The organism is Mesorhizobium sp. C268A (genome assembly GCF_040324475.1).
Lineage (GTDB): Bacteria > Pseudomonadota > Alphaproteobacteria > Rhizobiales > Rhizobiaceae > Mesorhizobium.
Window position 1 is genome coordinate 4,733,897 of the sequence record NZ_JAMYVX010000001.1, and the last position, 21,590, is coordinate 4,755,486.

The 21,590-nt window shown below is 63.9% G+C and carries 23 protein-coding genes; all 23 read right to left on the reverse strand.

Translation table 11 applies throughout. From position 1 onward, the window contains the following. Positions 1-3: 3 nt before the first annotated feature. Positions 4-672 (reverse strand): response regulator transcription factor, encoded by a 669-nt coding sequence (locus tag NKL06_RS23145; RefSeq protein WP_023683295.1) that lies wholly within the window; start codon positions 670-672, stop codon positions 4-6. Between the two features lie 220 nt (positions 673-892). Next, on the reverse strand, positions 893-1,435 hold the full coding sequence (locus NKL06_RS23150) for a transglycosylase SLT domain-containing protein (RefSeq protein ID WP_023683296.1): 543 nt from the start codon (positions 1,433-1,435) through the stop codon (positions 893-895). After that, positions 1,413-2,798, reverse strand: coding sequence for a flagellar hook-length control protein FliK (gene fliK, locus NKL06_RS23155; RefSeq protein WP_023691730.1), 1,386 nt, complete (start codon positions 2,796-2,798; stop codon positions 1,413-1,415). The genes NKL06_RS23150 and fliK overlap by 23 nt, the downstream gene beginning before the upstream one ends. Then, positions 2,795-4,225 carry a MotC family chemotaxis protein gene (locus NKL06_RS23160; RefSeq protein ID WP_023691729.1) on the reverse strand — a complete coding sequence of 477 codons (1,431 nt, stop codon included), beginning with the start codon at positions 4,223-4,225 and terminating at the stop codon, positions 2,795-2,797. The genes fliK and NKL06_RS23160 overlap by 4 nt, the downstream gene beginning before the upstream one ends. Next, positions 4,222-5,568, reverse strand: coding sequence for a MotB family protein (locus tag NKL06_RS23165; protein WP_023691728.1), 1,347 nt, complete (start codon positions 5,566-5,568; stop codon positions 4,222-4,224). Before NKL06_RS23165 ends, NKL06_RS23160 begins: the two co-directional genes overlap by 4 nt. A gap of 31 nt (positions 5,569-5,599) precedes the next feature. Further along, complete coding sequence (locus NKL06_RS23170) at positions 5,600-6,226, reverse strand: hypothetical protein (protein ID WP_023686351.1); 627 nt, start codon at positions 6,224-6,226, stop codon at positions 5,600-5,602. A gap of 3 nt (positions 6,227-6,229) precedes the next feature. Beyond that, positions 6,230-7,870 carry a flagellar basal-body MS-ring/collar protein FliF gene (fliF, locus tag NKL06_RS23175; protein WP_023686350.1) on the reverse strand — a complete coding sequence of 547 codons (1,641 nt, stop codon included), beginning with the start codon at positions 7,868-7,870 and terminating at the stop codon, positions 6,230-6,232. A gap of 189 nt (positions 7,871-8,059) precedes the next feature. Beyond that, positions 8,060-8,944: a flagellin N-terminal helical domain-containing protein gene (locus NKL06_RS23180; RefSeq protein ID WP_023683302.1), complete on the reverse strand. Its 885-nt coding sequence runs from the start codon at positions 8,942-8,944 to the stop codon at positions 8,060-8,062. Positions 8,945-9,225: 281 nt separating this feature from the next. Next, complete coding sequence (locus NKL06_RS23185; protein WP_023683303.1) at positions 9,226-10,110, reverse strand: flagellin N-terminal helical domain-containing protein; 885 nt, start codon at positions 10,108-10,110, stop codon at positions 9,226-9,228. 210 nt (positions 10,111-10,320) lie between these two features. After that, positions 10,321-11,052 (reverse strand): flagellar type III secretion system pore protein FliP, encoded by a 732-nt coding sequence (gene fliP / locus NKL06_RS23190; RefSeq protein WP_023686348.1) that lies wholly within the window; start codon positions 11,050-11,052, stop codon positions 10,321-10,323. Further along, positions 11,049-11,540: a flagellar basal body-associated FliL family protein gene (locus NKL06_RS23195; RefSeq protein WP_352580963.1), complete on the reverse strand. Its 492-nt coding sequence runs from the start codon at positions 11,538-11,540 to the stop codon at positions 11,049-11,051. Before NKL06_RS23195 ends, fliP begins: the two co-directional genes overlap by 4 nt. Before the next feature lie 24 nt (positions 11,541-11,564). After that, a complete protein-coding gene (flgH, locus tag NKL06_RS23200) occupies positions 11,565-12,269 on the reverse strand; it encodes a flagellar basal body L-ring protein FlgH (RefSeq protein WP_023691727.1) in 705 nt (234 codons plus the stop codon). Continuing rightward, positions 12,266-12,847: a MotE family protein gene (locus NKL06_RS23205; RefSeq protein WP_027049841.1), complete on the reverse strand. Its 582-nt coding sequence runs from the start codon at positions 12,845-12,847 to the stop codon at positions 12,266-12,268. The genes flgH and NKL06_RS23205 overlap by 4 nt, the downstream gene beginning before the upstream one ends. 3 nt (positions 12,848-12,850) lie before the next feature. Further along, positions 12,851-14,092, reverse strand: a complete 1,242-nt coding sequence (locus tag NKL06_RS23210; RefSeq protein WP_023673652.1) for a flagellar basal body P-ring protein FlgI — start codon at positions 14,090-14,092, stop codon at positions 12,851-12,853. After that, complete coding sequence (gene flgA / locus NKL06_RS23215) at positions 14,089-14,616, reverse strand: flagellar basal body P-ring formation chaperone FlgA (RefSeq protein ID WP_023691725.1); 528 nt, start codon at positions 14,614-14,616, stop codon at positions 14,089-14,091. Before flgA ends, NKL06_RS23210 begins: the two co-directional genes overlap by 4 nt. Positions 14,617-14,622: 6 nt before the next feature. Continuing rightward, positions 14,623-15,411, reverse strand: a complete 789-nt coding sequence (gene flgG / locus NKL06_RS23220) for a flagellar basal-body rod protein FlgG (RefSeq protein WP_023673650.1) — start codon at positions 15,409-15,411, stop codon at positions 14,623-14,625. A gap of 12 nt (positions 15,412-15,423) precedes the next feature. Continuing rightward, positions 15,424-15,759: a flagellar hook-basal body complex protein FliE gene (gene fliE, locus NKL06_RS23225; protein ID WP_023673649.1), complete on the reverse strand. Its 336-nt coding sequence runs from the start codon at positions 15,757-15,759 to the stop codon at positions 15,424-15,426. Next, positions 15,759-16,175 carry a flagellar basal body rod protein FlgC gene (gene flgC, locus NKL06_RS23230; RefSeq protein ID WP_023686341.1) on the reverse strand — a complete coding sequence of 139 codons (417 nt, stop codon included), beginning with the start codon at positions 16,173-16,175 and terminating at the stop codon, positions 15,759-15,761. Before flgC ends, fliE begins: the two co-directional genes overlap by 1 nt. A gap of 2 nt (positions 16,176-16,177) precedes the next feature. Then, the gene (flgB, locus tag NKL06_RS23235; protein ID WP_023691724.1) at positions 16,178-16,558 is read right to left on the reverse strand and encodes a flagellar basal body rod protein FlgB; all 381 of its coding nucleotides are present in this window, start codon (positions 16,556-16,558) and stop codon (positions 16,178-16,180) included. A gap of 84 nt (positions 16,559-16,642) precedes the next feature. After that, a complete protein-coding gene (locus tag NKL06_RS23240; RefSeq protein ID WP_031192940.1) occupies positions 16,643-17,509 on the reverse strand; it encodes a hypothetical protein in 867 nt (288 codons plus the stop codon). Then, positions 17,496-18,917, reverse strand: a complete 1,422-nt coding sequence (fliI, locus tag NKL06_RS23245) for a flagellar protein export ATPase FliI (protein WP_023691722.1) — start codon at positions 18,915-18,917, stop codon at positions 17,496-17,498. The genes NKL06_RS23240 and fliI overlap by 14 nt, the downstream gene beginning before the upstream one ends. Before the next feature lie 4 nt (positions 18,918-18,921). After that, positions 18,922-19,647: a flagellar basal-body rod protein FlgF gene (gene flgF / locus NKL06_RS23250; protein WP_023691721.1), complete on the reverse strand. Its 726-nt coding sequence runs from the start codon at positions 19,645-19,647 to the stop codon at positions 18,922-18,924. Between the two features lie 7 nt (positions 19,648-19,654). After that, a complete protein-coding gene (locus NKL06_RS23255) occupies positions 19,655-21,466 on the reverse strand; it encodes a DUF1217 domain-containing protein (protein WP_023691720.1) in 1,812 nt (603 codons plus the stop codon). Positions 21,467-21,590: the final 124 nt, after the last annotated feature.

A 21,590-nucleotide genomic window follows, 5' to 3' on the forward strand; every position in this document is an offset into this window, starting at 1 on the left:
CCATCAGAACACCAGCCGGTAGCCAAGGAAGCGCTTGGAATCTATCGGGTCCTGGCCGAGCTTTTCGCGCAGCTTCTTGCGCAATTTGGAGATGTGGCTCTCGACGACGTTCTCCTCGACCTCTTCGTCGAAGATGCCGTAGATGGCGTTGAAGACCTGGGTCTTGGTGACGCGGCGTCCGCGGTTGCTCGCCAGATATTCGAGGATGCGGCGTTCGCGGCGCGGCAGAGGCAACGGCTGGCCATCGATCTCGGGATCGCGGCCGTCCATGAAGATGCGCATGGCGCCGATCTCGGTATAGCTGACGTCCTCATGGGCGCGGCGGCGGATGGCGGTGATGCGGGCCAGGATCTCCCGGATATGGACCGGCTTGCGGATGACGTCGTCGACACCGCTCTCGAACAGCCGCAGCGTATTTTCAAGCGAGTGCTGTTCGCTGAGCGCGATAACCGGAGCGCCGGTGCGGTCGCGGATCTGGCGTGGCGAGATGGCGCCTTCGCGGCAGTCGCCGATGAGGAAGGCTCGGACCGATCGCAAATCCGTGTCGGCGGCCGATGTCACCCACTCGCCGAATTCACCGGACGCGAAGCCTGCACAGGCGACGCCCTCACGATCGAAAAGTGAATTATAGCCTTCAGTTACGAGCTCACGCTCGTCAACGATTACAATCATCGGCCCCGCCTCCGAATCAGATCATCTGCCCCGTGGGAAGAGCCGTAACCGGTGCCGGGAATCCTGAACAACCATCATTTCTTGTAGCTATTTTCTTGGGAGTTATTTCGAGTTTCGAAATAACCGCAATCAGGAGGTTGTATCGTTGGTTGCCGAACGGGTGACGTGGCACGTCACCCGCCGGGCGTGGATTTGCAGCCGTTCGCAAGAGATGAATCACCTAAGGGTTGCAAAAGTTGCGGGCGTTCGGGGTCCATTTGCCGAAGCCGGTGGCGACCATATTGGCGATGACGCGGCAGACATAGAATTTCTGCGCGGGGTCATTGTCGGGGCCGGCGTGGTAGCGGGCGACGGCCATCGACCAGCTGACATGACGAGCATGCAGGCTGGCCAGGAAGCGCGCGGCATAGTCGACATTCTGGCGCGGGTCGAGCATGTCGTCGACGCTGCGGAAATGCGCGGCGTGATAGTGATGGTTGATCTGCATGCAGCCGAGGTCGATCAGCGTCTTGCCCTCACGTCGGGCTGCTTCGAAGGCGGCCAGGGCCTCAGTGCGGCTCCTTGGAAATACCGCTTTTCCCTCTATATTCAATGCGTTAGGTTGCAAGCTACCCTTCTTGCCGGTCTCGGTCAGCCCGACCGCATAGAGGATGCCGGCGGGCACGCCATAGCGGTCGGCGGCACGCAAGATCTCGGGCTCGCAAGGGTTGGTGGCGGCGTTGGCAGGCCCGGCGATGAGGCTAGATAAACATATCCTCGCCATCGCGCTCGCGAGCAGGCGCGCCAGTGCGGCCGAATTCCTGGGCATCGTCATTGCGGTTTCTTCCCGACTGCTGGCCGCCCGAACCCGTATTGTTGCCGCTCGAGTTTCCGGGCTGAAAAGCGGACTGGTCGCGGCCTTGCGGCATTGGCTGCGAGTTCGCTGCATCGCTGCGAACCCCTGCGTGGACTGCTATCGAAGGTTGCAGGATGGTGACCTTGTCGACATCGAAGCCGAGCCCGCGCAACGACTTCACGATGGCGTCGCTATCGGTGGCGAGACGGCGGTAAGCCTCATGGGTTTCGGGCTTCAATTCTATCGAAAGTTGTTCTCCGGAAAGCCTGAGACTGGCGGTGACCATGCCGAGCTCTGCCGGGTGAAGCTCGATCTTCAATATATGTGTCGGAACGGCAACAGAACCGGCCGTCTGGGCGCTCGTCGACGGCGTCGAAACCGCTTGCCGCAGTCCGTTGTCCGAAGCCAGCACGTCGATAAGCGCCGAAGTCGTCTGGTTCATCGGGTTTTGCGCCGGGGCCGGGAAGCTCTGTTCGGCGACAATGTCGACGCGCGCAGCGAATGGCGGCTGTTTTCCCTGTGTGGCCGATGCCGCGGAATGGGCTCCATCGACGGACTTCGCCGACGGCGCGGACCGTTTTGCCTCGGGTGCCGAAACGTCGCTTGCCGTCTGGTCCGCCGGTAGAGGAGGCGTCGGACCATCCTGGTGCGGCAGTTTGCCGGACTGGAGCCCGATCGCGGGCAGCTTTTGCCCCTGATCCTGTGCGGAAACGCTGGTACCGGGCTTGGCCCGTTCCGATCGCGTCGTCGTGTCGAGTCTGTTGTCAATGCCGGACGCTGCGCGGTGTCTCTTCAGAGGCGACGTCTGTGCAGAAATGGCCTCGCCAGCGGGCGCCGGTTGCCCAGTCTGTCCATTCGTCGCGATGCCGTTCCCGCTTGTCCGGACCGTTGAGAAATGCCTGATATCGTGCAGCGCCAGCACCAGTGGCAAATGATCCTGCAGCGATCCTGCATCCGCGTCTCGTCCGGCCACCTCAGCGTCCTTGGATGGTTTGTCCGGGCCACTATCGGCATGTTCTTTTGCGGCCTTGCCGGCAGCGGATTTCGTCCCCGTTTTGCCAGACTGGGTGTGTGGGATTTCGCTTTTGCCGGGACCGGCAGGGCTGCGTTTGGCCCAACGCAGCTCGTGCGACGCGGCCTCAATTGCTCCCTGGCCTATCGGTGTCGGCGCATCGTCGTCGCCGCGCACCATGTCGCCGAAGCTTTTGTCGCCACCTTTGGCGTTTGAGGCCGACTGCTTCGATCCGGCGTGCGCGGGAGCCGGCAGGGCCTGGCCAACATTGGTGGTCATTTCGGGGCTGCTCCAAGCATCTGGTCGATCAAATCGAGCTGGCGACGCGTCCTCGCCACGGCGGCGTCGGTGGGATCGGTAGGCTCTACTGCGGCGGGGGCCGGCACCGATGCCGGCACGACCGGAGCCGCATCGCTGGCCGAGGCGACTGCAGGCGTTTCCGCCGCCTTTGCCTCTGGCGTGCTCGATGCCTGCGCGGCCGGTTCACTTGCCGCCTTCAGTCGGTCGGTTGCTGCCGGTTCACTCGATGTTGTGGCGGCTGGCTGTTCCGGCATCGCGCCTTCGACCGGCGGCAGCTCTGGCTCGTCGGGTTTTTCCACTGCCGCGGTCTTGACCGGCTCCTGCCTGGCCGCGGCAGGTGCGGGCTTTTCGGCAGGCAACGGCGCCGGCGGGGCGATGACTTCACCGGCCACGGCCTGCGCGGCATCGAGCAGGTCGCGGTCGCTTTGCGAAAGCTGGTTGCGATCGATCTTGTCCAGCTTGGCGCGGACCTCGCCGATGGTGCCGGACGTCACCGTGGACAGGCTGGAATAGAGCTGGGCGCGCGGATCGTCCTGATTGTGGATGCCGTCGCGGCCCCGTTCAGCCCTGGCCGAGGCGAAGGCGGAGAGATCGGCAAAGCCGTCGATCGCGGCGCGGCGGGCGATGCGCAGATAGATCACCTTCTCGCGCTCAGGATCCATCATTGCGGTGATGTCGGCGAGCTTGTCCTGGCTGATTGCCATGTGCAGCGTGATGACGCCGGAGACGAATGCGTCGGCGAACTGGCTGGCATAGGGCGAATAGAGGTAGTCTTCGACATATTGGGTTGAGGCAAGCGCGAAACGCGCACCGTCGCCTTGCGCGGCGGCGATGCCGACCGAGCGGCGCAGCGCTGCTTCCTCGACCAGCGTGCCGGGGCTGAGCAGGCGAGCATCGTCGAGCAGCGCAAGCGCGCTGACCGGTTGCTCGGTGGCGAGAAGCGAGCCCTTGACCAGCGCCAGAAAGGCACCGAGATCGGGGGGCAGGGTCATCGGATCGATCGGCTTCAGCGCCTCGATCGCAGCCGCCGGCCGGCCGTTCAGATAATCGACAATGCCCTTGGCGATGGCCAGGCTTTGCGGGTCGGCCTTGGCGCGCGACACCGCCGCCTCGACGGTGACGGGGTTGCCGCCACTCATGCCATAGACCAGCAAGGCGCGAAAATTCTTCGGGTCGCTGAAATCATCTGCGTCGGCCGCGCGCAGCCTTGTGTCGGCCATTTCGAGCAGCTTGGCCTGCATCGGCAGCGCGGCGTGATCGCCGGCGGCTATGCGGTCCTGCACAAGCTGCAGCGAGCGCACCAGCTGATAGGGCTGCAAGCCGTCCTCGGCGAAGGCCGATGGCGGATGGACAGCGCTCAGCAGCAGCAGCCCGACGGCGCGGCCGATGATCGCGGCGCGCCTCATCCGTCGGTCGCCATCAGGATTTCGATGCGGCGGTTCGCGGCCGCCATCGGGTCGGCTGCAATTTTCGGCTCGCGATCGGCGAAGCCGGCGACCTCGGTGATGCGGCGCTCGTCGACGCCGCCGCGCACCAGCATGTAATAGGCGGAATGGGCGCGCGCCGTGGACAGCCGCCAATTGTCGTAAGTGTCGCTGCGGAACGGCCGCGCGTCGGTGTGGCCGTTGATGCTGATCGTGCCTTTCTGCTCGTTGACGATGCGGCCGATCTTTTCCATCGCCAGCACCAGTTCACGCCTAGGCACCGCCGATCCGATCTCGAACATGCCGAAATCGAACTGGTCCGTGATCGAAATGACGACACCCTTGTCGGTGGCTTCGACGGAGACGCCATTATGCAATTTGTCGCCTGGCTTGAAGGCCTCGGCCAGTTCCTGCTTGACCTGCGCCGCGGCTCTAACAGTGGCGGCCGTCGGCGCTTTTTCTGCGGCTTCGGGTTTGGGTGCGGGTTGTGCTTCGGCGGCTTCGGCCTTTGCAATTTCGGCCTTGGCTGCTTCAGCCTTGGCCTCTGCTTTGGATTCAGCCTTGGTCAGCGGCTTATCGGAAACGGATTTCGCCAGCGGCTCGAGCGGCGCCGCGGCCACTGGCGGCGCGGCCGGCACGGCCTTCACCTCCGCCACTTGCGTCTGTGCCGCCTTGTCACCCGGCTTCAGGGGATCGCCTTCGATCTTGGTGCGTTCGGCGGTGGCTTCGGCGCCTGGTGCAGCCACCTGCTGCGACCAGAAATCCGGCGCGAACGGGTCGCGGTAGGATTGGCCGCCGGATGCGCCGGTAGCCGGGCCGGACGCCTGCGCGCCGCCATCGCCCTTCTCGCTGACATTTTGCATGACGCCGGTGTCGGTGGCGATTTCCGACAGCACCGCATAGGGATCGGCAAACAGATGCTCGTCGGAAAGATCCGTCTTTGGCGCCGATTCCTTCGGCTGCTTCTTGTCCGAGGTGCCGGCGCCGCCGATGCCGTCCTGTCCGGCCTTGCTGGTCTTGTCCCGCGGGTCGTCCGCCGTCAGCCCGACCTTGCTCGGGCCATCGCCGAGGTCTTCAAGGCCCTTGCGGCTGGCGTTGCGATCGACCAGCTTGACCGGGTTGAAATAGCTGGCAACGGCAGCCTTGGTCTGCTCGTTGGCGGCGTTGATCAGCCACATGACGAGGAAGAAGCACATCATGGCAGTCATGAAATCGGCAAAGGCGATCTTCCAGACGCCGCCATGGTGGGCGTCGTCGTGGTCGTCGTGGTTGCGCCGCACGATGATGATCTCATGCCTGGCGTCTGCGGCCTCGACAACGCTCATGACGTCCACTCGTTCGTAAGAGGGCCCTCGCTCATGACAGGGCCTCCGACAAGGCGGCCGACCATTCGGCAATGCGGGTTTCGAACACCGCCTCGTCAATGGCGACGGTAAGGTCGAAGCCGGGCGCCTCGACGAAATCGAGATTGGCCGCGCGTGGGCCGAGCGAAGCCTTCAGCGTCTCGAACAATGACAGCGGTCCGCGCACGGCGATGCGCACCGCCTCGCTGTCGCCGACGGCTTCGCGGATCGTGCCGGCAAGGGTTTCCAGCGAACGCTTCTGCAGATCGTCGCTGACAAGGCCGCCAATGATGCGCGCAATGGTGGCGCCGACGAGGTCGCTGACCTTGGCCTCCATGATCTCGATACGGGCAGTGACGACCGCGCCGAGATCGCCGCCGAAACTTTCTAGAAAGGCCTTTGCTTCATCGGCGTTGGCCTGTCTCTGCGCCTCGAGCGCTGCCTGGTGGGCGATGGCAAGGCGGGCTTCAAGGGCGGCTTCGGCATCGATGACCGCTTCGGCGATCAGCGCGCCGATGTCGGCCTGCGGCGCCGACGTCTCCGGCCTTGGCTCGGCCATGGCGGCGAGCGAGGGCTGGCCGGCACGCTGGCTGCGTGCGCCGAAATCCGGCAAAAGGTCGAAAAGCGCTGCCGAGGCCATGGTCTATACCGCTGCTTCCTGGGCCGCCCATTTGCGCAGGATCTGCGCGGTGCGCTCCTCATTGATGTCGACCATGCGGGCAAGCCGCTCCTGCGGCGCCGGCCTGATCTTCTGACGAAGATCGTCGAGTGGAGTCGGGCCTGGGCGGCTGCCGGGCAAGGCAGCCGGCGCCTGTTCGGCGCTGGCGGCTTCGGGTGTCGGCAGTGAACGCTGGACGTCGTCGAAGCTCGGACCGGCAAGTGCCGGCGTCGGCCGCGCGCTCAGCGCGGTGGCCATCGGCCTCAGGCCGAAGAAGGCGACCAGGAACACCACGACGATGAAAGCGCCGGCGTTGATCATCGTACCGGCATGGGTTCCGATCGACGCCATTATGCCCGGCTGTTCGACCGCCTCGCCGTCGAGCCCGTCGATGAACTCGACGGCCGAGACATCGATGATGTCGCCGCGCTTGTCGTCGAAGCCAGTGGCCGAAGCCACCATCTTCTGGATGTCGGCAACGCGCTTGGCGATCTGCTCGGGCGTTGCGTCCTTGCCGAGGATGGTCATCAGCCGCTGCTGATTGACGACGACGGCGATCGACATCTTGGTGACGGAATAGCCGTTCGAGACTGTGGCGATCTTCTTGGAGTTGATCTCGTAATTGGTGATCTCCTCCTTGCGATCATTCTCCGATGACGTCTGCGGACCATCGGTGCTGGTCGCCTGGGTCTCGGGCAGGTTCTGCTCGACGGTGGCCGGGGTCGAGGCCTGCCTCTGATTGCTGTTTTCGTTGGCGCGCACCGACTGCACGGAACGCTCCACGCGTGACTCCGGATCGAAGATCGTCTCTTCGGTCTGGCGGGTGTCGGTGTTGACATCGGCCTTGACGCTGGCGCGGAAATTGTCGGGGCCGAGATAAGGCGTCAGCGCGCGGCGGATGTTGTCGCCGATCTGCGCCTCGACGGTCTGCTCGACGCCGAGCGTGCGGGCAGCACTTGTGTTGGAGGGATCGTCGCCGGCGGCGAGAAGGTTGCCGTTGGAATCGAGCACGGTAACCTTGTCGGCCGACAGGCCCGGCACGGCGGCGGCGACGAGATGGCGGATCGACATGGCGCTCTTTTCGGCGTCGATGCCGGAATAGCGGATGACCACCGAGGCGGAGGGTTGCTGTTCGTCGCGGCGGAAATTGGCGCGCTCGGACATGACGATGTGAACGCGGGCGGCCTTGATGCCGGATATCGACTGGATGGTGCGGGCGATCTCGCCTTCCAGCGCGCGCACGCGGGTGATCTGCTGCATGAAGGAGGTCAGGCCAAGAGAACCGACATTGTCGAACAGTTCGTAGCCGGCATTGGCGCTGGTCGGCAGGCCCTTTTCGGCGAGCAGCATGCGCGCCTGCGCGGTGGTGCCGGCCGGCACCAGCACGGAGGTGCCGTCGGAGCCGACGTCGAAGCCGATGCCGGCTTCGCCGAGCACCAGGCCGATCTGGTTCACGTCGGAGCGATCGAGCCCGACATAGAGCGTCTCATAGGCCGGGCGGTTGAGATAGACCGAGCCGATGCCGATGACGGCCATCACCAATGCGGCAATGCCGGCCAGCATGGCAAGGCGCCTGACGCCAAATGCCCTGAGATTCGAGATGATGCTCTGGATCTGTTGCGGCACGATTCAAGCGCTCCCAGCATGATATTCCGTGGGAACACTAGACCGCGAAGCTTGTGCGAAGATGATAGAGCATGTCGCCCGGAAGTGTGCAGCGGTTCCGGGTCAACGACATGCGTCAAAACACACCCATACAGGAAAGGGCCGCGCTGTTGGCGCGGCCTATTCAAGGAAGAGAAAGCCGGGTCAGGCTTACTGCTTGAACAGCGCCAGGATCGACTGCGAGTTGCCGTTGGCGATCGACAGCGACTGGATGCCGAGCTGCTGCTGGACCTGGAGGGCCTGCAGCCGCGTGGATTCCTTGTTCATGTCGGCGTCGACCAGCGCGCCGACGCCCTTGTCGATGGAGTCCGAGAGGTTCGACAGGAAGCTCTTCTGGGTGTCGATGCGCGACTTGGCGGCGCCGAGATAGGCGGCACCCGTGGACAGCTTGGCAAGCGCCGTTTCAACAGCGCCGAGTGCGGTGTCGATGGCCGCCGGGAGGACCTGGGTGGTGCTGGGATCGAAGAAGGTCGTCGCCAGCAGAGCGCCGACGATGCCGCCAGTGCCAGGAAGATCGAGAACCTGCGTGTCGGCCGCCTTGACGTCGATGGTGTCGATGGCGACGGTCGTGCCGGTGCGGTTATAGGACGCGACGATCTTCAGGTCGGAGGTCGCGGCAGCGTCGTTCTGCAGCAGGTTCGAGCCGGCATAGGAGGCGTTGGTGACCGACGACTTGATCTGGTCCTGGATGGCCTTGATTTCGGTCGCGATCTTCTGCTGGTCGTCCTTGCTGGCGCTGCGCGCAGTGACCAGCTTGGCCTTGATCAGGTCGACCTGGTCCTTGATGTCGGTGATGGCGGTGTAGGCGGTGTCGACCTTGCCGGCGCCGAGGCCAAGCGCGTCCTGAACGGCCGAAAGCGCCTTGTTGTCGGACTTCATCGTGGTGGCGATCGACCAGTAGGCGGCGTTGTCGCTGGCGGTGGCGACGCGGTAGCCGGTCGAAATGCGCGACTGAGTGGTTTCAAGCTGCTTGTTGGTGTTGTTCAGGCTCTGCAGCGCGGTCAGAGCCGAAGCGTTCGTCATGATGCTAGCCAAGATATTTACCCCTTTTCAAACACTGGCGTGTCCCGCACACGCCGGATCAACTTCATCAAGGGGGTAGGCATAAGCCCATCGACCGTATGGTCTGCCCGCCATGGATGGTTAACCATGACTACCGGGATATGGTTAATGGCCTGTTAAACCAAGCCATTCAGGGCGCTGGCCAGAAGCAAAAATCGGCCGCCATTTAGGAAGAAAATCAACAGCCGCAAAAAGAAATCGGGCCGCGCTGTTGGCGCGGCCCGACGGATGGTGACAGTCGTAAAGTCGAGAGATCAGCCGCGGAAGAGCGACAGGATCGACTGCGAGTTGCCGTTGGCGATCGACAGCGCCTGGATGCCGAGCTGCTGCTGGACCTGGAGGGCCTGCAGACGGGTCGATTCCTTGTTCATGTCTGCGTCGACCAGAGCGCCGACGCCCTTGTCGATCGAGTCCGACAGGTTCGACAGGAAGCTCTTCTGGGTGTCGATGCGCGACTTGGCAGCGCCGAGCGAGGCAGCGCCGGTGGACAGCTTGGCAAGCGCCGTTTCAACAGTGCCGAGCGCGGTGTCGATGGCGGCGGGGGTAACCGCCGTGGTGCTGGGGTCGAAGAAGGCCGCGGCGAGCAGGCCACCGACGATGCCGCCCGTGCCGGCGACATCGAGAACCTGCGTATCGGCAGCCTTGACGTCGATGGTGTCTATGGTGACGGTCGCGCCGGTACGGTTGTAAGCGGCAACGATCTTCAGGTCGGACGCAGCGGCAGCGTCGTTCTGCAGCAGGTTCGAGCCGGCGAAGTTGGCGTTGGCGACCGAGGACTTGATCTGCGCCTGGATGGCGTTGATTTCGGTCGCGATCTTCTGCTGGTCTTCCTTCGAGGCGCTGCGGGCAGTGACCAGCTTGGTCTTGATCAGGTCGACCTGGTCCTTGACGTCGTTGATGGCGGTGTAGGCGGTGTCAACCTTGCCGGCGCCGAGGCCGAGGGCGTCCTGCACGGCCGAGTTGGCCTTGTTGTCGGACTTCATCGAGGTCGCGATCGACCAGTAAGCGGCGTTGTCGGAAGCGGTGGCAACGCGGTAGCCGGTCGAGATGCGGGCCTGCGTCTGCTCGAGGGATTTGTTGGTGTTGTTCAGGCTCTGCAGCGCGGTCAGCGCCGAGGCGTTCGTCATGATACTGGACATGGCTACTCGTACCTTGATTTTTACAGGGTGTTTTTGACATACCGGCTTTTCCGGTATGACGGAGCGGCATCATGCCAATGATCGTGAGACCCGATCACCCGCCATCTGCGAGCAATATGCGGGCAAGTCCCTACCAAAGGGCTAAACGGGACGGTTAACCGGAAATATATTGCATAAAATTTTAGCAAGGCGCCAAGGGCGCGCGGACGGTCAGGTGAAGGAGCGCACCAGGCTGCCGACAAGCAGGTTCCAGCCGTCGATGAGGACGAAGAACAGGATCTTGAAGGGCAGCGAAACGACGGTCGGCGGCAGCATCATCATGCCCATGGCCATGGTGATGGTGGCGACGATCAGGTCGATGACGAGGAACGGCAGCACGATCAGGAAGCCGATCTCGAAGCCGCGGCGGATTTCGGAGATCATGAAGGCCGGCACCAGGATGCGCAGGTCGACGGTGTCCCTGGCAACGACCTGGCCGCGTTCGCGGGCGAGATCGGCGAACAGGTCGAAGTCCTTGTCGCGGACATTGTGCAGCATGAAGGTGCGGAACGGGTCCGAAATCTTTTCGAACGCCTCGGTCTGGCTGATCTGGTTGTCCATCAGCGGCTTGACGCCGGTGTTCCAGGCCTGGTCGAAGGTCGGCGCCATGACGTAGAAGGTCATGAACAGCGACAGCGAGATCAGGATCAGATTGGCCGGCGTCGACTGCAGGCCGATGCCGGCGCGCAGGATCGAGAAGGCGATGACGAAGCGGGTGAAGCTCGTCACCATGATCAACAGGCCCGGCGCCACCGACAGCACGGTGATCAGACCGAACATCTGGATGATATAGCCGACGGTGGCGCCGTCGGCCTTGCCGATGCCGCCGAGATCGAGCTGCTGGGCGGCGGCGACAGAGGTGGCGGCGACGACGATCGCGGCGGCGAGGACGAGTTTTCTCATTCGAGCAGCAATGTCCTGATCAGAACCTGTTTGGCATGGCCACCGCTGCGGATTGCGGCGCGCTCCTCGAGGTCGGCTTTCAAATGCTGGTAGCCGCTGGCGCCTTCGATCTGATGCATCTTCAGGGTGCGGACCATGGCAAGCAGGTCCTGGTGAATGCTTTCGGTAAGTTCCGGCGGCTGCGGCGCATCGTAGACCACCGACGCTTCCAGCCTTATCCAGGTGTCAGCAGGCGAAGCCAGATTGGTGGTGATCGGCGCCAGCTGGACAAGCGTCGGCCCGGTGCCGGGAGCATGTTCGGCCGCCTTGCTCGGTTGCTCGGCATTGGACTGGTTCTCCGGTGCGGCGGCACAGGCACCGGTCCCCCGACGCCCTTCAGATAGCCGCCGGACATCCAGCCCATGCCGATCGCGGCGCCCGTCACCGCCAGCAGCATCGCAAGCTGGATGACAAGCGACGGGCCCTTTTTTGCTGAACCTGTTCGACATTTGCCACGGCGCCGTTCTCCAGTCCTAAAAGGGGAGGACTTGGTCGAGGATCTGCTGACCGTAAGCGGGCTGCTGGATTTCGCTGACGCGGCCGCGGCCGCCATAGGAGATGCGCGCCTCGGCGATGCGTTCATAAGAGATGGTGTTTTCAGCGCCGATATCGGATGGACGCACCATGCCGGCGATGGTCAGCACTCTGAGCTCGTAATTGACGCGCACCTCCTGTGAGCCCCGGATCATCAGATTGCCGTTGGGCAGGACTTCGGTGACGACGGCGGCGACGTTGAGCTCGAGGTTCTCCGAGCGCTTGATTTCGCCGTCCGCATTGGTTTCGGTGGTGGAGCTCAGCCCCGCGTCGCCCTTGCCGCTGGTGGTGGCACCTTCCCATCCGAGGTTGACGTCATAGCCGAGCTTGCGCCCGGCGGTGCGGCTGCGATCGTTCTGGTTCTTGAAGTTGGCCTTGTCGTTGAGCTTGATCCTGACGGTCAGGATGTCGCCGTCGCGCAGCGCGCGCGGGTCGGTGAACAGCCGGCTCTGGCGGTCGTCCCACAGCGAGAATTTCTTCACCGGCGCGGCTGGCGTTTCGGGATAGGAGTAGGGCGCATTGACGCTGCCGGTAATGCCGGTGCCGACCGGCGACAGCGCCGGCTCCCTGCCGATCTCCCTGGGGTCGGAGGCGCAGCCGGCAAGTGAAGCCGTGGCGACCAGGGCGAGAATATGCGACTTCATGACGGATCTACCCTTCGGGCCGCGCTGGCCATGATGCCGGTGAGTGTGGCCGCTGCCTTCTGGTCCATCTCGTTGAGAATGACGCCGGCCTTGCGCGAATCGAGTTTCATCAGGATGGCGGCGGCGAGATCGGCGTTGACCATGGCCAGGCGCTCGGCCGCGGCATCCGGTTTCATGCCGGCATAGATCTTGACGACGCCATCCTCGGCGCGGGCCAGGAAGACTTCACGCCGTTTCAGCCATTGCTCGTATTCGGCGCGCTTGTCGTCCAGCGCCTTCATGCGCAGGTCGATGCCGGCCTGCAGCTGCTTCAGCTCTTCGGCCTGCAGCGCGTAACGGCGGTCGCGGGCGGCGTCGGCGATGTTGGAGCAGAAGCGCTGGATCTCGCTTTCATCGGGCACCTTCTCGCGGACCAGCTGCTGCACTGCCGCCGGCTGTTGCCCGCCAGGCAGAACCTGCCGCACCGCTTCTTCCGCGCGGACAGTGCCGCCGGCAAGGACGGTGGCGGCGATGACGCAAGCTGCCAAGGCTGCGCTGCGGCGGTGCTGCTTTTGGGAAAAGAAATCGATCATCGGCATGGCCTATTGGAGAACCAGATCGGCCTGCAAAGCGCCGGCCGACTTGATGCCTTGCAAAATGGCAATGATGCCGTCCGGCTTGACGCCGAGACGGTTGAGGCCCGACACCAGCGTTTCGAGGTTCGGTCCGTCGAGCACATTGACGCGGGCGTCAGGCCGCGTGGCGTCGATGGTGGTGAACGGTTCCTCCGCTGTCACGCCCTTGGAGAACGGTTCGGGCTGGACGATCTTCGGCTGCTCGGTGATCCGCACGGTGAGCGTGCCGTGGCTGATCGCCACCCGCGAGATCTTGACCTCGTTGCCGATGACGATGGTGCCGGTGCGTTCGTCTATGACGACGCGTGCCGGCGTGTCTGTCTCGACCACCAAATTCTCGATCTCGGCGTAGAAGCGCGCCGCCGAAACATTCTTCGGCCGCCTGATCTGCACGGTGCGTGCATCGCGCTCCGCCGCCACGCGCATGCCGAAGCGTTGCGAGGTGTAGCCGTTGATGGCGTCGGCGATGCGGACGGCAGTGGAGAAATCGGGGTTGCGCAATTGCAAGGTGAGCAGCGCCTGGTCCTCGAATTCGGCGCGCACAGTGCGCTCGACGATGGCGCCGTTGGGCACGCGGCCGGCCGTCGGCACGCCCTGCGTCAGCTTTTCGGCATCGCCTTGGGCAGTGAAGCCGGAAACGATGACCGAGCCTTGCCCGACAGCATAGATCTCGCCATCGGCCGCCTTCAGTGGCGTCATTATCAGCGTGCCGCCGGCAAGCGATGTGGCGTCGCCCATGGAGGAGACGTCGATGTCGATGCGGGCGCCCGACTGCACGTAAGGCGGCATGTTGGCGGTGACGATGACGGCGGCGACGTTCTTGGCCCGCGCGCTGCCGCCTTCGGTGGCGATGCCGAGATTTTCGAGCATGGCGCGGATCGACTGTTCGGTGAAGGGCGAATTGCGCAGGCTGTCGCCCGATCCGGCGAGGCCGATGACGAGGCCGTAGCCGACGAGCTGGTTGTCGCGCGAAGCCTGCAGCTGCGCAATGTCCTTGATGCGCGATGCGACCTGGCCGGGTGGCAGAGAGCTTGGGCCGTTGGAGACCCTGAACATGCGGTTGGTGGTGGCCGGATCGTATTCGGGATCGACAAAGGCGCCGCCATTCTGGCCGGCAAGATCGCGCTTTTGCTTCGGCGTAAGACCGTCGGCCAGCGCCGGCTGCAGGCCGACAACGGCCGCGAGCAGAAGGGCAGCTCCGCGTCTCATGACGCGCTGACCCGGATGGTGCCGTCAGCCATCACCGTGCCGGAAAAGATCTTGCCGCTGTCGGTGTTGCGGACCTTTATCAAATCGCCGGCGGCACCCGCCTGCAGCGACACCGCCGTGGCCGAAATGGTGAGGTCGCCGGCGATGAAATAGACCTGCACGTCGGCGCCCTGTTCGACCAGCCAGGCGTCGCGGATGGCGGCGACCGGGATATAGCGGCCGGGCAGCAGCGTGCGCTTGGCGACCTTGCCCTGGAGTTCCATGGCCCGCGTGGCGACCGCATCTGGCCTGTGCTTGCCGGGGAGCAGCGTCACCGGTTTCAGCGCGCCGGTGTCGATCATCTCGCCGGGATAGATGACCCGGTTGGGGATCAGCACGATCTCGCCGGTTGCCTGACTGCTTGCGACCTGGGTGGTGGTCTCCTGATTTGCCGCTTCCTGCGCAAACGCCGGGACACCGCCGGCTACCAGCGCGAGCATCAGCGCGGTGCGGCAAAGCGCGGAGCGGGAGGCCGGAGAGACCATCAAACCTTACCTGATGTTCTTGGACACGACCGACGCCATGTCGTCGGCGGCCTGGATGACCTTGGAGTTCATCTCATAGGCGCGCTGCGCCGAGATCAGCTCGGTGATTTCCTTGACCGGATCGACGTTGGAGGCCTCGAGATAACCCTGCTCGACCGAGGCGAAGCCGGGATCGCCGGGCACGCCGACATTGGCCGGGCCGGAGGCCGGCGTCTCCTGGAACAGATTGTCGCCGAGCGGCGCCAGGCCGGCTTCATTGGCAAAGTTGGCGAGCTGCAGCTGGCCCAGCAGCTGGAGGTCGGTCTGGCCGTCGATGCGGGCAAAGACCTGGCCGGTCTTGTTGACGACAACTTCGATGGCATCGGTCGGCACGGTGATGGCCGGGATGACATTGGCGCCGTCGACGGTCACCAGCTGGCCGGTGGCGTTGGTGTTGAAGGCGCCGGCGCGGCTGTAGAGCGTGCCGCCGTCGCCGCCCTCGATCTGGAACCAGCCGCGGCCCGTCAGCGCCATGTCGAAACTGTTGCCGGTCGAGGTCAGTTCGCCCTGCGTATGGACGTTGCGCACCGCCGTCGTCTTGACGCCGAGGCCGATCGACACGCCTTCCGGCACAAGCGATGAATTGGAGCGGTTGGGCACGCCCTGCGTGCGGTCGACCTGGTAGAGCAGGTCGGAGAATTCGGCGCGCGCGCGCTTGTAGCCGGTGGTGTTGATGTTGGCGATGTTGTTGGCGATGACTTCCAGATTTGTCTGCTGGGCATTCATGCCGGTCGCTGCGATGGCGAGTGCTTTCACGGCAAGTTCTCCTCAGATGCCCATACGGCTGATTTCGAGATAGGCGGAGACGACCTTGTCGCGAATGGCGATCGTGGTCTGCAGGGCCTGCTGGGCGCTCATGACGGCGTCGACGACCTGGCGGGTGTCGGCGTCGCCCCTCAGCGCCTGGATCGACACCTGCTCGGCATTCTGCAAGGTGTTGACGGTCTTTGAAGCAGCCTGGCTCAGCGCTTCGGCGAAGGTGGTGCCGATTTCGCTGCCGGCCATCGGCGCCCTGGTGCCCTGGAACAGGTCGGTCGTGGTATCGGCGCCACCGATCTCCGGCTTGAGGGGAAGCGATCCGATACCGCCAATGCCGCTGATCATTACTGGTTCCTCATCAGGTCGATGGTCATGGAGATCAGATCACGCGCCTGCTTGATGACCTGAAGGTTGGCTTCGTAGGAGCGGTTGGCCTCGCTCATGTCGGCCATCTCGACCAGCACGTTTACATTGGGCATCTTGACGTAGCCCTTGTCGTCGGCGGCCTCGTTGCCGGGCTGGAATTCGACGGGAAAGTCGCTGGGGTCGCGGTCGATGGAGTTGACCTCAACTGTCGTGCCACCCGAGGCACGGTCGAGTTCCGAGACGAAACTGATGGTCTTGCGGCGATAGGGGTCAGCGCCCGGGGTGTTGCCGGTCGACTGCGCGTTGGCGAGATTTTCCGAAACGACGCGCAAACGGTCAGACTGGGCGCTGAGGCCGGACGCGGCGATCTTGAGGGCTGAGGTCAAGGCGTCCATTGTCAGCTCTTCACCGCCATCATCATCATCGAATGGAAGGCCTTGACGATCGCGGTGTTGAGCTCGAAGGAGCGGCGGACCTCGCCGGCCTTCATCAGTTCGTTCTCGACCACCACCGTGTTCTTCGAGGGCATGATGGCGCCGGTCGTCTCTTCTGGCTTGACCGTGAAGCCGGCATTAGTGGCGGCAGTGCCGAGGTGGCCTGCCTGGGTGGCGGTCAGCGACACTGCCGTGCGGTCGAGCACCTTCTCGAACGGCTCGACATCGCCGGCGGTGTAGCCGGGCGTGTTGACGTTGGCGATGTTGCCGGCAATTGCGGACTGGCGCACCGACAGCCATTGCGACTGCTTGGCGGCGAGATCGAAAAGGTTGATGGGCTCCATGGGGATCTCCAGGCTGGTACGTACAAGACTAGGCTGCCAGTCTTGCGCGGACCTTGCGCGGGCCAGGCGTAAGCCGGTGTGCCGCTATTTGGAGAGTTCGATCACCTGGTCGGTGCTGGTGACCATGACCCACTTGCCGCCGCGTTGCTCGATCGACGAGACGACGCTGGAGTCGGGCAGCTTCGAGCCGCGCTGGACAATCCACAGGCCGGCATCGTCCTCGATCATGGCGCGGCCATTGGCGACATGAACCATGCGAAATTTGGGATCCGCCGGGAAGGGCTGCTCGTCGACGCCGGGAGGCCGGGTCTTGTCCTCGGGGTCCTGCAGCGTGCCGGTGGCGAACAGGTCGACATCGGGAACATCGTTTGCCGTCAGCGGCTGACCGCTGTTCTCCATCTGCGAGCCGCCGCTGACCCGCCCGGCATTGGTGCCGCTGCCGCCGAACTTGATCGCCTGCACGCCGAACTGGTCCTGATTGAAGAAGATATACCAGGGAAACAGCGCGCAGATCAGGCCAAGCGTGATGCCGAGCGCGGCAAAGACGATATCGCTGCGGCGGTCGGATTTCTTGTCGAGCCTGGGATATTGCGGCCTTGGCGGCTGCGGCCATTCGGTGACCGGGAACAGCCCGTCGAGAAGCGAGTCACGACTGGTCTCGATCGCTTCTTTGGGGCCGGCGCGAGGGGTCCTTGGCAATTCAGGCTTGACGACGCTGGGCAAGGCAGGCTCGGCCAAGCGAGGCACAGTGGACTCGACTACGCTGGCTACCCTGGGCAAGAATGGCCTGGCGGCCCTGGCCAGAATGGCCTCAGCCTTGGCGGCCTTGTCGAGATCGGCCTTTGCCCTGACAGCTCTCGCTTCGTTGGCCCGGGCTTCCTCGGCGGCACTGGCCTCTGCGATCATCTCGCGCAAAAGCCGCTCGGTGTACTGAAGCTCAGTCTCCTGCATCGACACTTTGCTTGCCTTTCAGATGACGGGCGAGGTCGGAGAATGCGTCGCTCGAGGCGCGATCCCTGGGCGACTGCGTCAGCGCCTCGTAGATCAGCGGCACCTGGCGCACGGCAATATCGAGCTCGGCATCGGCGCCGCCCTGATAGGCACCGAGCAGGCGGATGTCGCGGGTGTCCTCGAAGCGCGAGATCATCGATTTCAGCCTGGTCACCAGCATGCGTTGCTCGGGGCTCCATGCCTTGTCGGCGAGGCGCGAGATCGACGACAGCGGATTGACCGGGGGGTAGCGGCCCTGTTCGGCAATGGCGCGGTCGAGCACGACATGGCCGTCGAGGATGCCGCGTACCGAATCGGCGACCGGGTCGTTGTGGTCGTCGCCGTCGACCAGCACCGAGATGATGGCAGTGATCGATCCCTGTCCTTTGATACCGGGGCCTTCAGCGCCCGGGCCAGCGCGTTCGAGCAGCTTGGGCAAGTCGGTGAAAACCGAAGCGGGATAGCCGCGGGCGACCGGCGGCTCGCCGGTGCCGGTCGCCACCTCGCGCAGCGCATGGGCAAAGCGGGTAATCGAATCCAGCACCAGCAGCACGCGATGGCCCTGGTCGCGAAAATGTTCGGCAACGCGCATGGCGGTATCCGGCGCGCGCCGGCGCATCATGGCGCTCTCGTCGCTGGTGGCGACGACGGCGACCGTCTTGGCCATGCTCTCTGCGCCGATCGTGTCTTCGAGGAATTCGCGTACCTCGCGGCTGCGCTCGCCGATCAGCGCCACGACCACGGTGTCGAAGGCGTCGGCGCCGGCCAGCATGGCGAGCAGCGTCGACTTGCCGACGCCGGAACCGGCAAAGACACCGAGGCGCTGGCCGAGGCAGAGCGGCGTGAAGATGTCGATGACCTTGACCCCGGTCGTGAAGGCGGTGCCGACGCGCTGCCGCGCCATCGCGCCGGGCGTCGTGCCGTCGCCGCTTGCTGCCTCGCCGACCCTGATCAGCGGCGGGCCGCCATCGATGACGCGAGTCAGCGCGTCGATGGCACGCCCGCGCCACGAGGCATGCGGCGTTACCGTCAGCGGGCCGCGGCGAAACACGGCGTCGCCAATGCCTGCGTCGGCGCTGCGTTCGAAGGGAGCGATGACGACTTCGTCGCGGCCGATCCTGACGATCTCCCCGCGGCGCGTTCCGGCATTGCCGCGCTGCTCGACGAGGTCGCCAAGCCTAGCGACTTCGGACAGGCCGCGCACCTTGTAATGCGTCGGTGAAACCTCTGAAACACGGCCGCCGCGCCGCAGCAACGTCTCTGTGTCATCGAATCGGCGCCAGATACGCTCCAGCGCAGCTAGCCGGTTTTCCGGTGCTGTCTCGGGTTGCCGTTCAAGCGCGCGTATCGATGATTTGCTGCTCGACATGCTGCTACGACTTGGAGCCGAGCGTCTTGATGGCGTCATCGGTCGAGGCATCGGTCTGGCGCATCAGCGCCGCCGTGTTCTCGAAAGCGCGCTGGACCATGATCAGGCGCGTCATCTCCAGCACCGGATTGACGTTGGATTCCTCGACATAGCCTTGCGCGACGCCAAGATCGGAACGGTCGGTGACCGGCTCGGGCGCACGCGCGGGCACGATGCCAGAATTGCCGTAGCGGACGAAGTTCGGACCGGGGTCGAAATTGAACAGGCCGATGGCGCCGACAAGCTTGTCGCCCTGGCGCAGCGAGCCGTCGGCGCCCGCCTTGGGCGGACCGTCGCGCGGGTCGAGCTGGATCGGCGCGCCGCCGGCATCCAGCACCGGATGGCCCTCGAGCGACATCAGTTCGCCATTCTCGTTCATCGAGAAGCGTCCGTCGCGCGTCATCACGGTGCCGGCCGGAGTGTCGATGCCGAACCAGGCATCGCCCTGGACGGCGAAGTCGAACGGGTTGCCGGTCTGCGTCATCGCGCCATGGGCGCCGGACAAATAGGTCTTGCCGGAGGACGCGAAGGACACGGATTTGGGACCTGTGCCGGAGACGACATCCTCGAACTTCACGCCGGTGGCGCGAAAGCCGATGGTCGAGGCGTTGGCGACATTATCGGCGATGGTGTCGAGACGGCGCTCAAGCGCGATCTGCGAGGAGAGGGCGACGTAAAGGCTGTCCTGCATGGTGTTCTCAGAATCTCAGTTTCTGCATGGCCATCATCAGATCGGTCGAGATGCCGACGGTGGTCGGCTGCGCAAACAGCACACCGACCGATGTCTGAGCGGTCGAGGTCGGATGATTGATTTCCCAAAGGCTGGTGAAGCGGGTGAGGAATTTCTCGAGCTTGGTCGGGTCGGTAAAATCGGTGAGGTCGAGTTTTGCCTCGAAGGCCTGCGCCTGCTTGTCGATGTCGGCCACGGCGAAGGAATCAGGCAGGCCGAGTGCGGTGCGTACCACGCTGGCCAGGGCCGTGTCGGCCAGCACGTCGTACCAGTTGGTGATGGTCGAGGCCTTGCGCTCGAAATAGAGCGCCAACCGCACGCCCTCATTGGTCTTGCCGGCGTCTTCTTCCAGGGTCTGGCGCATGTATTTGTCGACCACCGGCTGCTGCGACGGGCTGCGGGTCGTTGCCGCTTCGCCGTAGGCCTCGAAATTCAACGAGGTGGCGAGCCTGGCATAGGCCTTGTTGGAGAGCTTGTTGGCGACACTGGCGGGATCGCGGACACCGCCCTCAAGGACATCACGGACGAGATCCTTGTTGGTGGTCGCCGGATCGAGCCCGCTTGCGGACAGCGCATAGTTGTAGAGGCGGCTGTCGGCCATCAGATCGTCGACGGATTTCACCTTGGTGATGTTGGCGAGGTAATAGCTGGTCTCGGCCTGGACAGCGTCCGCATTCGGCTTGATCAATCCAAGGCTGGACTCGGTCGTGTACAGCTTCAGCGTCGTCTTCAGCACGGCGTCGCGGGTGGTCGTCTGATCACCATACTGGGCGAAATTGAAGGCCGTGACGAAGTTGGCGTAGCTTTTGTCGGTCAACAAATTGGCGGGGCTCAACGGATCGGTGACGCCGCCATTGACCATGGTGCGGATCTGCTTCGTCGTCTGGGTCGATGCATCCAGCCCATAGGCTGCCATGGCGAAGGTCAGCAAGCGCTTGTCCTTCAGCAGGTCTTCGATGGACTTCACCTTGGAGATGTTTGCCGCGTAGTGGTCGGCCTCGCCCTTGATGTATTGCGCGGTCGGCTTGACCAGCAGCAGCCCGGTCCCGCCGACCACAGCTTTTGGGACCGCCTGCTGGACGGCGTCGCGCGCCGTAGCCTGGGCGCCATATTGGGCAAAGTCGAAAGCCGCGACGAAAGCCGCATAGCCCTTGTTTGTCGACGTGTTTGCGGGGCTGTTCGGGTCGGTGACGCCGCCTTCCAGCATGGCCCGCACGGTCGCAGCCGGCTCGGCGTCGGCGTCGAGGCCGAAGGCGGCCATCGCATAGGTGAGCAGGCGATCGTTGCCCATCAGGTCGTCGATCGATTTTACGTTGGAAATGTTGCTCAGGTAGTACGAGGTTTCGCCCTTGTAGTAGGTGAAGCCGTTCTGCGAAGGGCCGACCGAGACCTGGAGACCATAATTGTTGGTCACGCCCTGCTGTGCCGAATTGTAGCTCGTGGCATTAGCGCCAAGTGCGGCGAAATTGAAGGCCGACACGAACTCGGCATAACGCTTGTCGCTCAGTTTGTTGGCGAAGCTGTCGGAATCCGACACCCCTTCCTTCAGCGCTTTGACCATGAAGGCCTTGGCGTAAGCCATGTCGCCGAGACCGAAGGCTTTCATGGCATATTTGAACAGCCGGTCTTTCTTGACGAAATCGTCGATCGATTTCACGCTGCCGATGTTGGCGAGATAGTAGTCGGTGTCGCGCTTGGTGATCGGCTCCGCCTCGATGCGGTCGATCGCCTTGGGGATGTCCCTGGCGATGAGCTGGTAGCTGGTAAAAGTGCTCAACACGACATGCCTCCGGTCGCAGCTTCAAAAGCAAGACTATGCGGACTTGCTTGCGCGAGGCTGAATCGCCTCACCTTGCATGATTCAAGCCTCACACAAGGCACGGGGGCTATCGGTTAGGCCTGAC

Excerpts from the sequence above, each read along its gene's own strand:
- NKL06_RS23145 (WP_023683295.1), bottom strand. The coding sequence starts at position 672 with ATGATTGTAATCGTTGACGAGCGTGAGCTCGTAACTGAAGGCTATAAT.
- NKL06_RS23150 (WP_023683296.1), bottom strand. The coding sequence starts at position 1,435 with ATGGCGAGGATATGTTTATCTAGCCTCATCGCCGGGCCTGCCAACGCC.
- fliK (WP_023691730.1), bottom strand. The coding sequence starts at position 2,798 with ATGACCACCAATGTTGGCCAGGCCCTGCCGGCTCCCGCGCACGCCGGA.
- NKL06_RS23160 (WP_023691729.1), bottom strand. The coding sequence starts at position 4,225 with ATGAGGCGCGCCGCGATCATCGGCCGCGCCGTCGGGCTGCTGCTGCTG.
- NKL06_RS23165 (WP_023691728.1), bottom strand. The coding sequence starts at position 5,568 with ATGAGCGTTGTCGAGGCCGCAGACGCCAGGCATGAGATCATCATCGTG.
- NKL06_RS23170 (WP_023686351.1), bottom strand. The coding sequence starts at position 6,226 with ATGGCCTCGGCAGCGCTTTTCGACCTTTTGCCGGATTTCGGCGCACGC.
- NKL06_RS23185 (WP_023683303.1), bottom strand. The coding sequence starts at position 10,110 with ATGTCCAGTATCATGACGAACGCCTCGGCGCTGACCGCGCTGCAGAGC.
- fliP (WP_023686348.1), bottom strand. The coding sequence starts at position 11,052 with ATGAGAAAACTCGTCCTCGCCGCCGCGATCGTCGTCGCCGCCACCTCT.
- NKL06_RS23195 (WP_352580963.1), bottom strand. The coding sequence starts at position 11,540 with ATGTCGAACAGGTTCAGCAAAAAAGGGCCCGTCGCTTGTCATCCAGCT.
- flgH (WP_023691727.1), bottom strand. The coding sequence starts at position 12,269 with ATGAAGTCGCATATTCTCGCCCTGGTCGCCACGGCTTCACTTGCCGGC.
- NKL06_RS23205 (WP_027049841.1), bottom strand. The coding sequence starts at position 12,847 with ATGCCGATGATCGATTTCTTTTCCCAAAAGCAGCACCGCCGCAGCGCA.
- NKL06_RS23210 (WP_023673652.1), bottom strand. The coding sequence starts at position 14,092 with ATGAGACGCGGAGCTGCCCTTCTGCTCGCGGCCGTTGTCGGCCTGCAG.
- flgA (WP_023691725.1), bottom strand. The coding sequence starts at position 14,616 with ATGGTCTCTCCGGCCTCCCGCTCCGCGCTTTGCCGCACCGCGCTGATG.
- fliE (WP_023673649.1), bottom strand. The coding sequence starts at position 15,759 with ATGATCAGCGGCATTGGCGGTATCGGATCGCTTCCCCTCAAGCCGGAG.
- flgC (WP_023686341.1), bottom strand. The coding sequence starts at position 16,175 with ATGGACGCCTTGACCTCAGCCCTCAAGATCGCCGCGTCCGGCCTCAGC.
- flgB (WP_023691724.1), bottom strand. The coding sequence starts at position 16,558 with ATGGAGCCCATCAACCTTTTCGATCTCGCCGCCAAGCAGTCGCAATGG.
- NKL06_RS23240 (WP_031192940.1), bottom strand. The coding sequence starts at position 17,509 with ATGCAGGAGACTGAGCTTCAGTACACCGAGCGGCTTTTGCGCGAGATG.
- fliI (WP_023691722.1), bottom strand. The coding sequence starts at position 18,917 with ATGTCGAGCAGCAAATCATCGATACGCGCGCTTGAACGGCAACCCGAG.
- flgF (WP_023691721.1), bottom strand. The coding sequence starts at position 19,647 with ATGCAGGACAGCCTTTACGTCGCCCTCTCCTCGCAGATCGCGCTTGAG.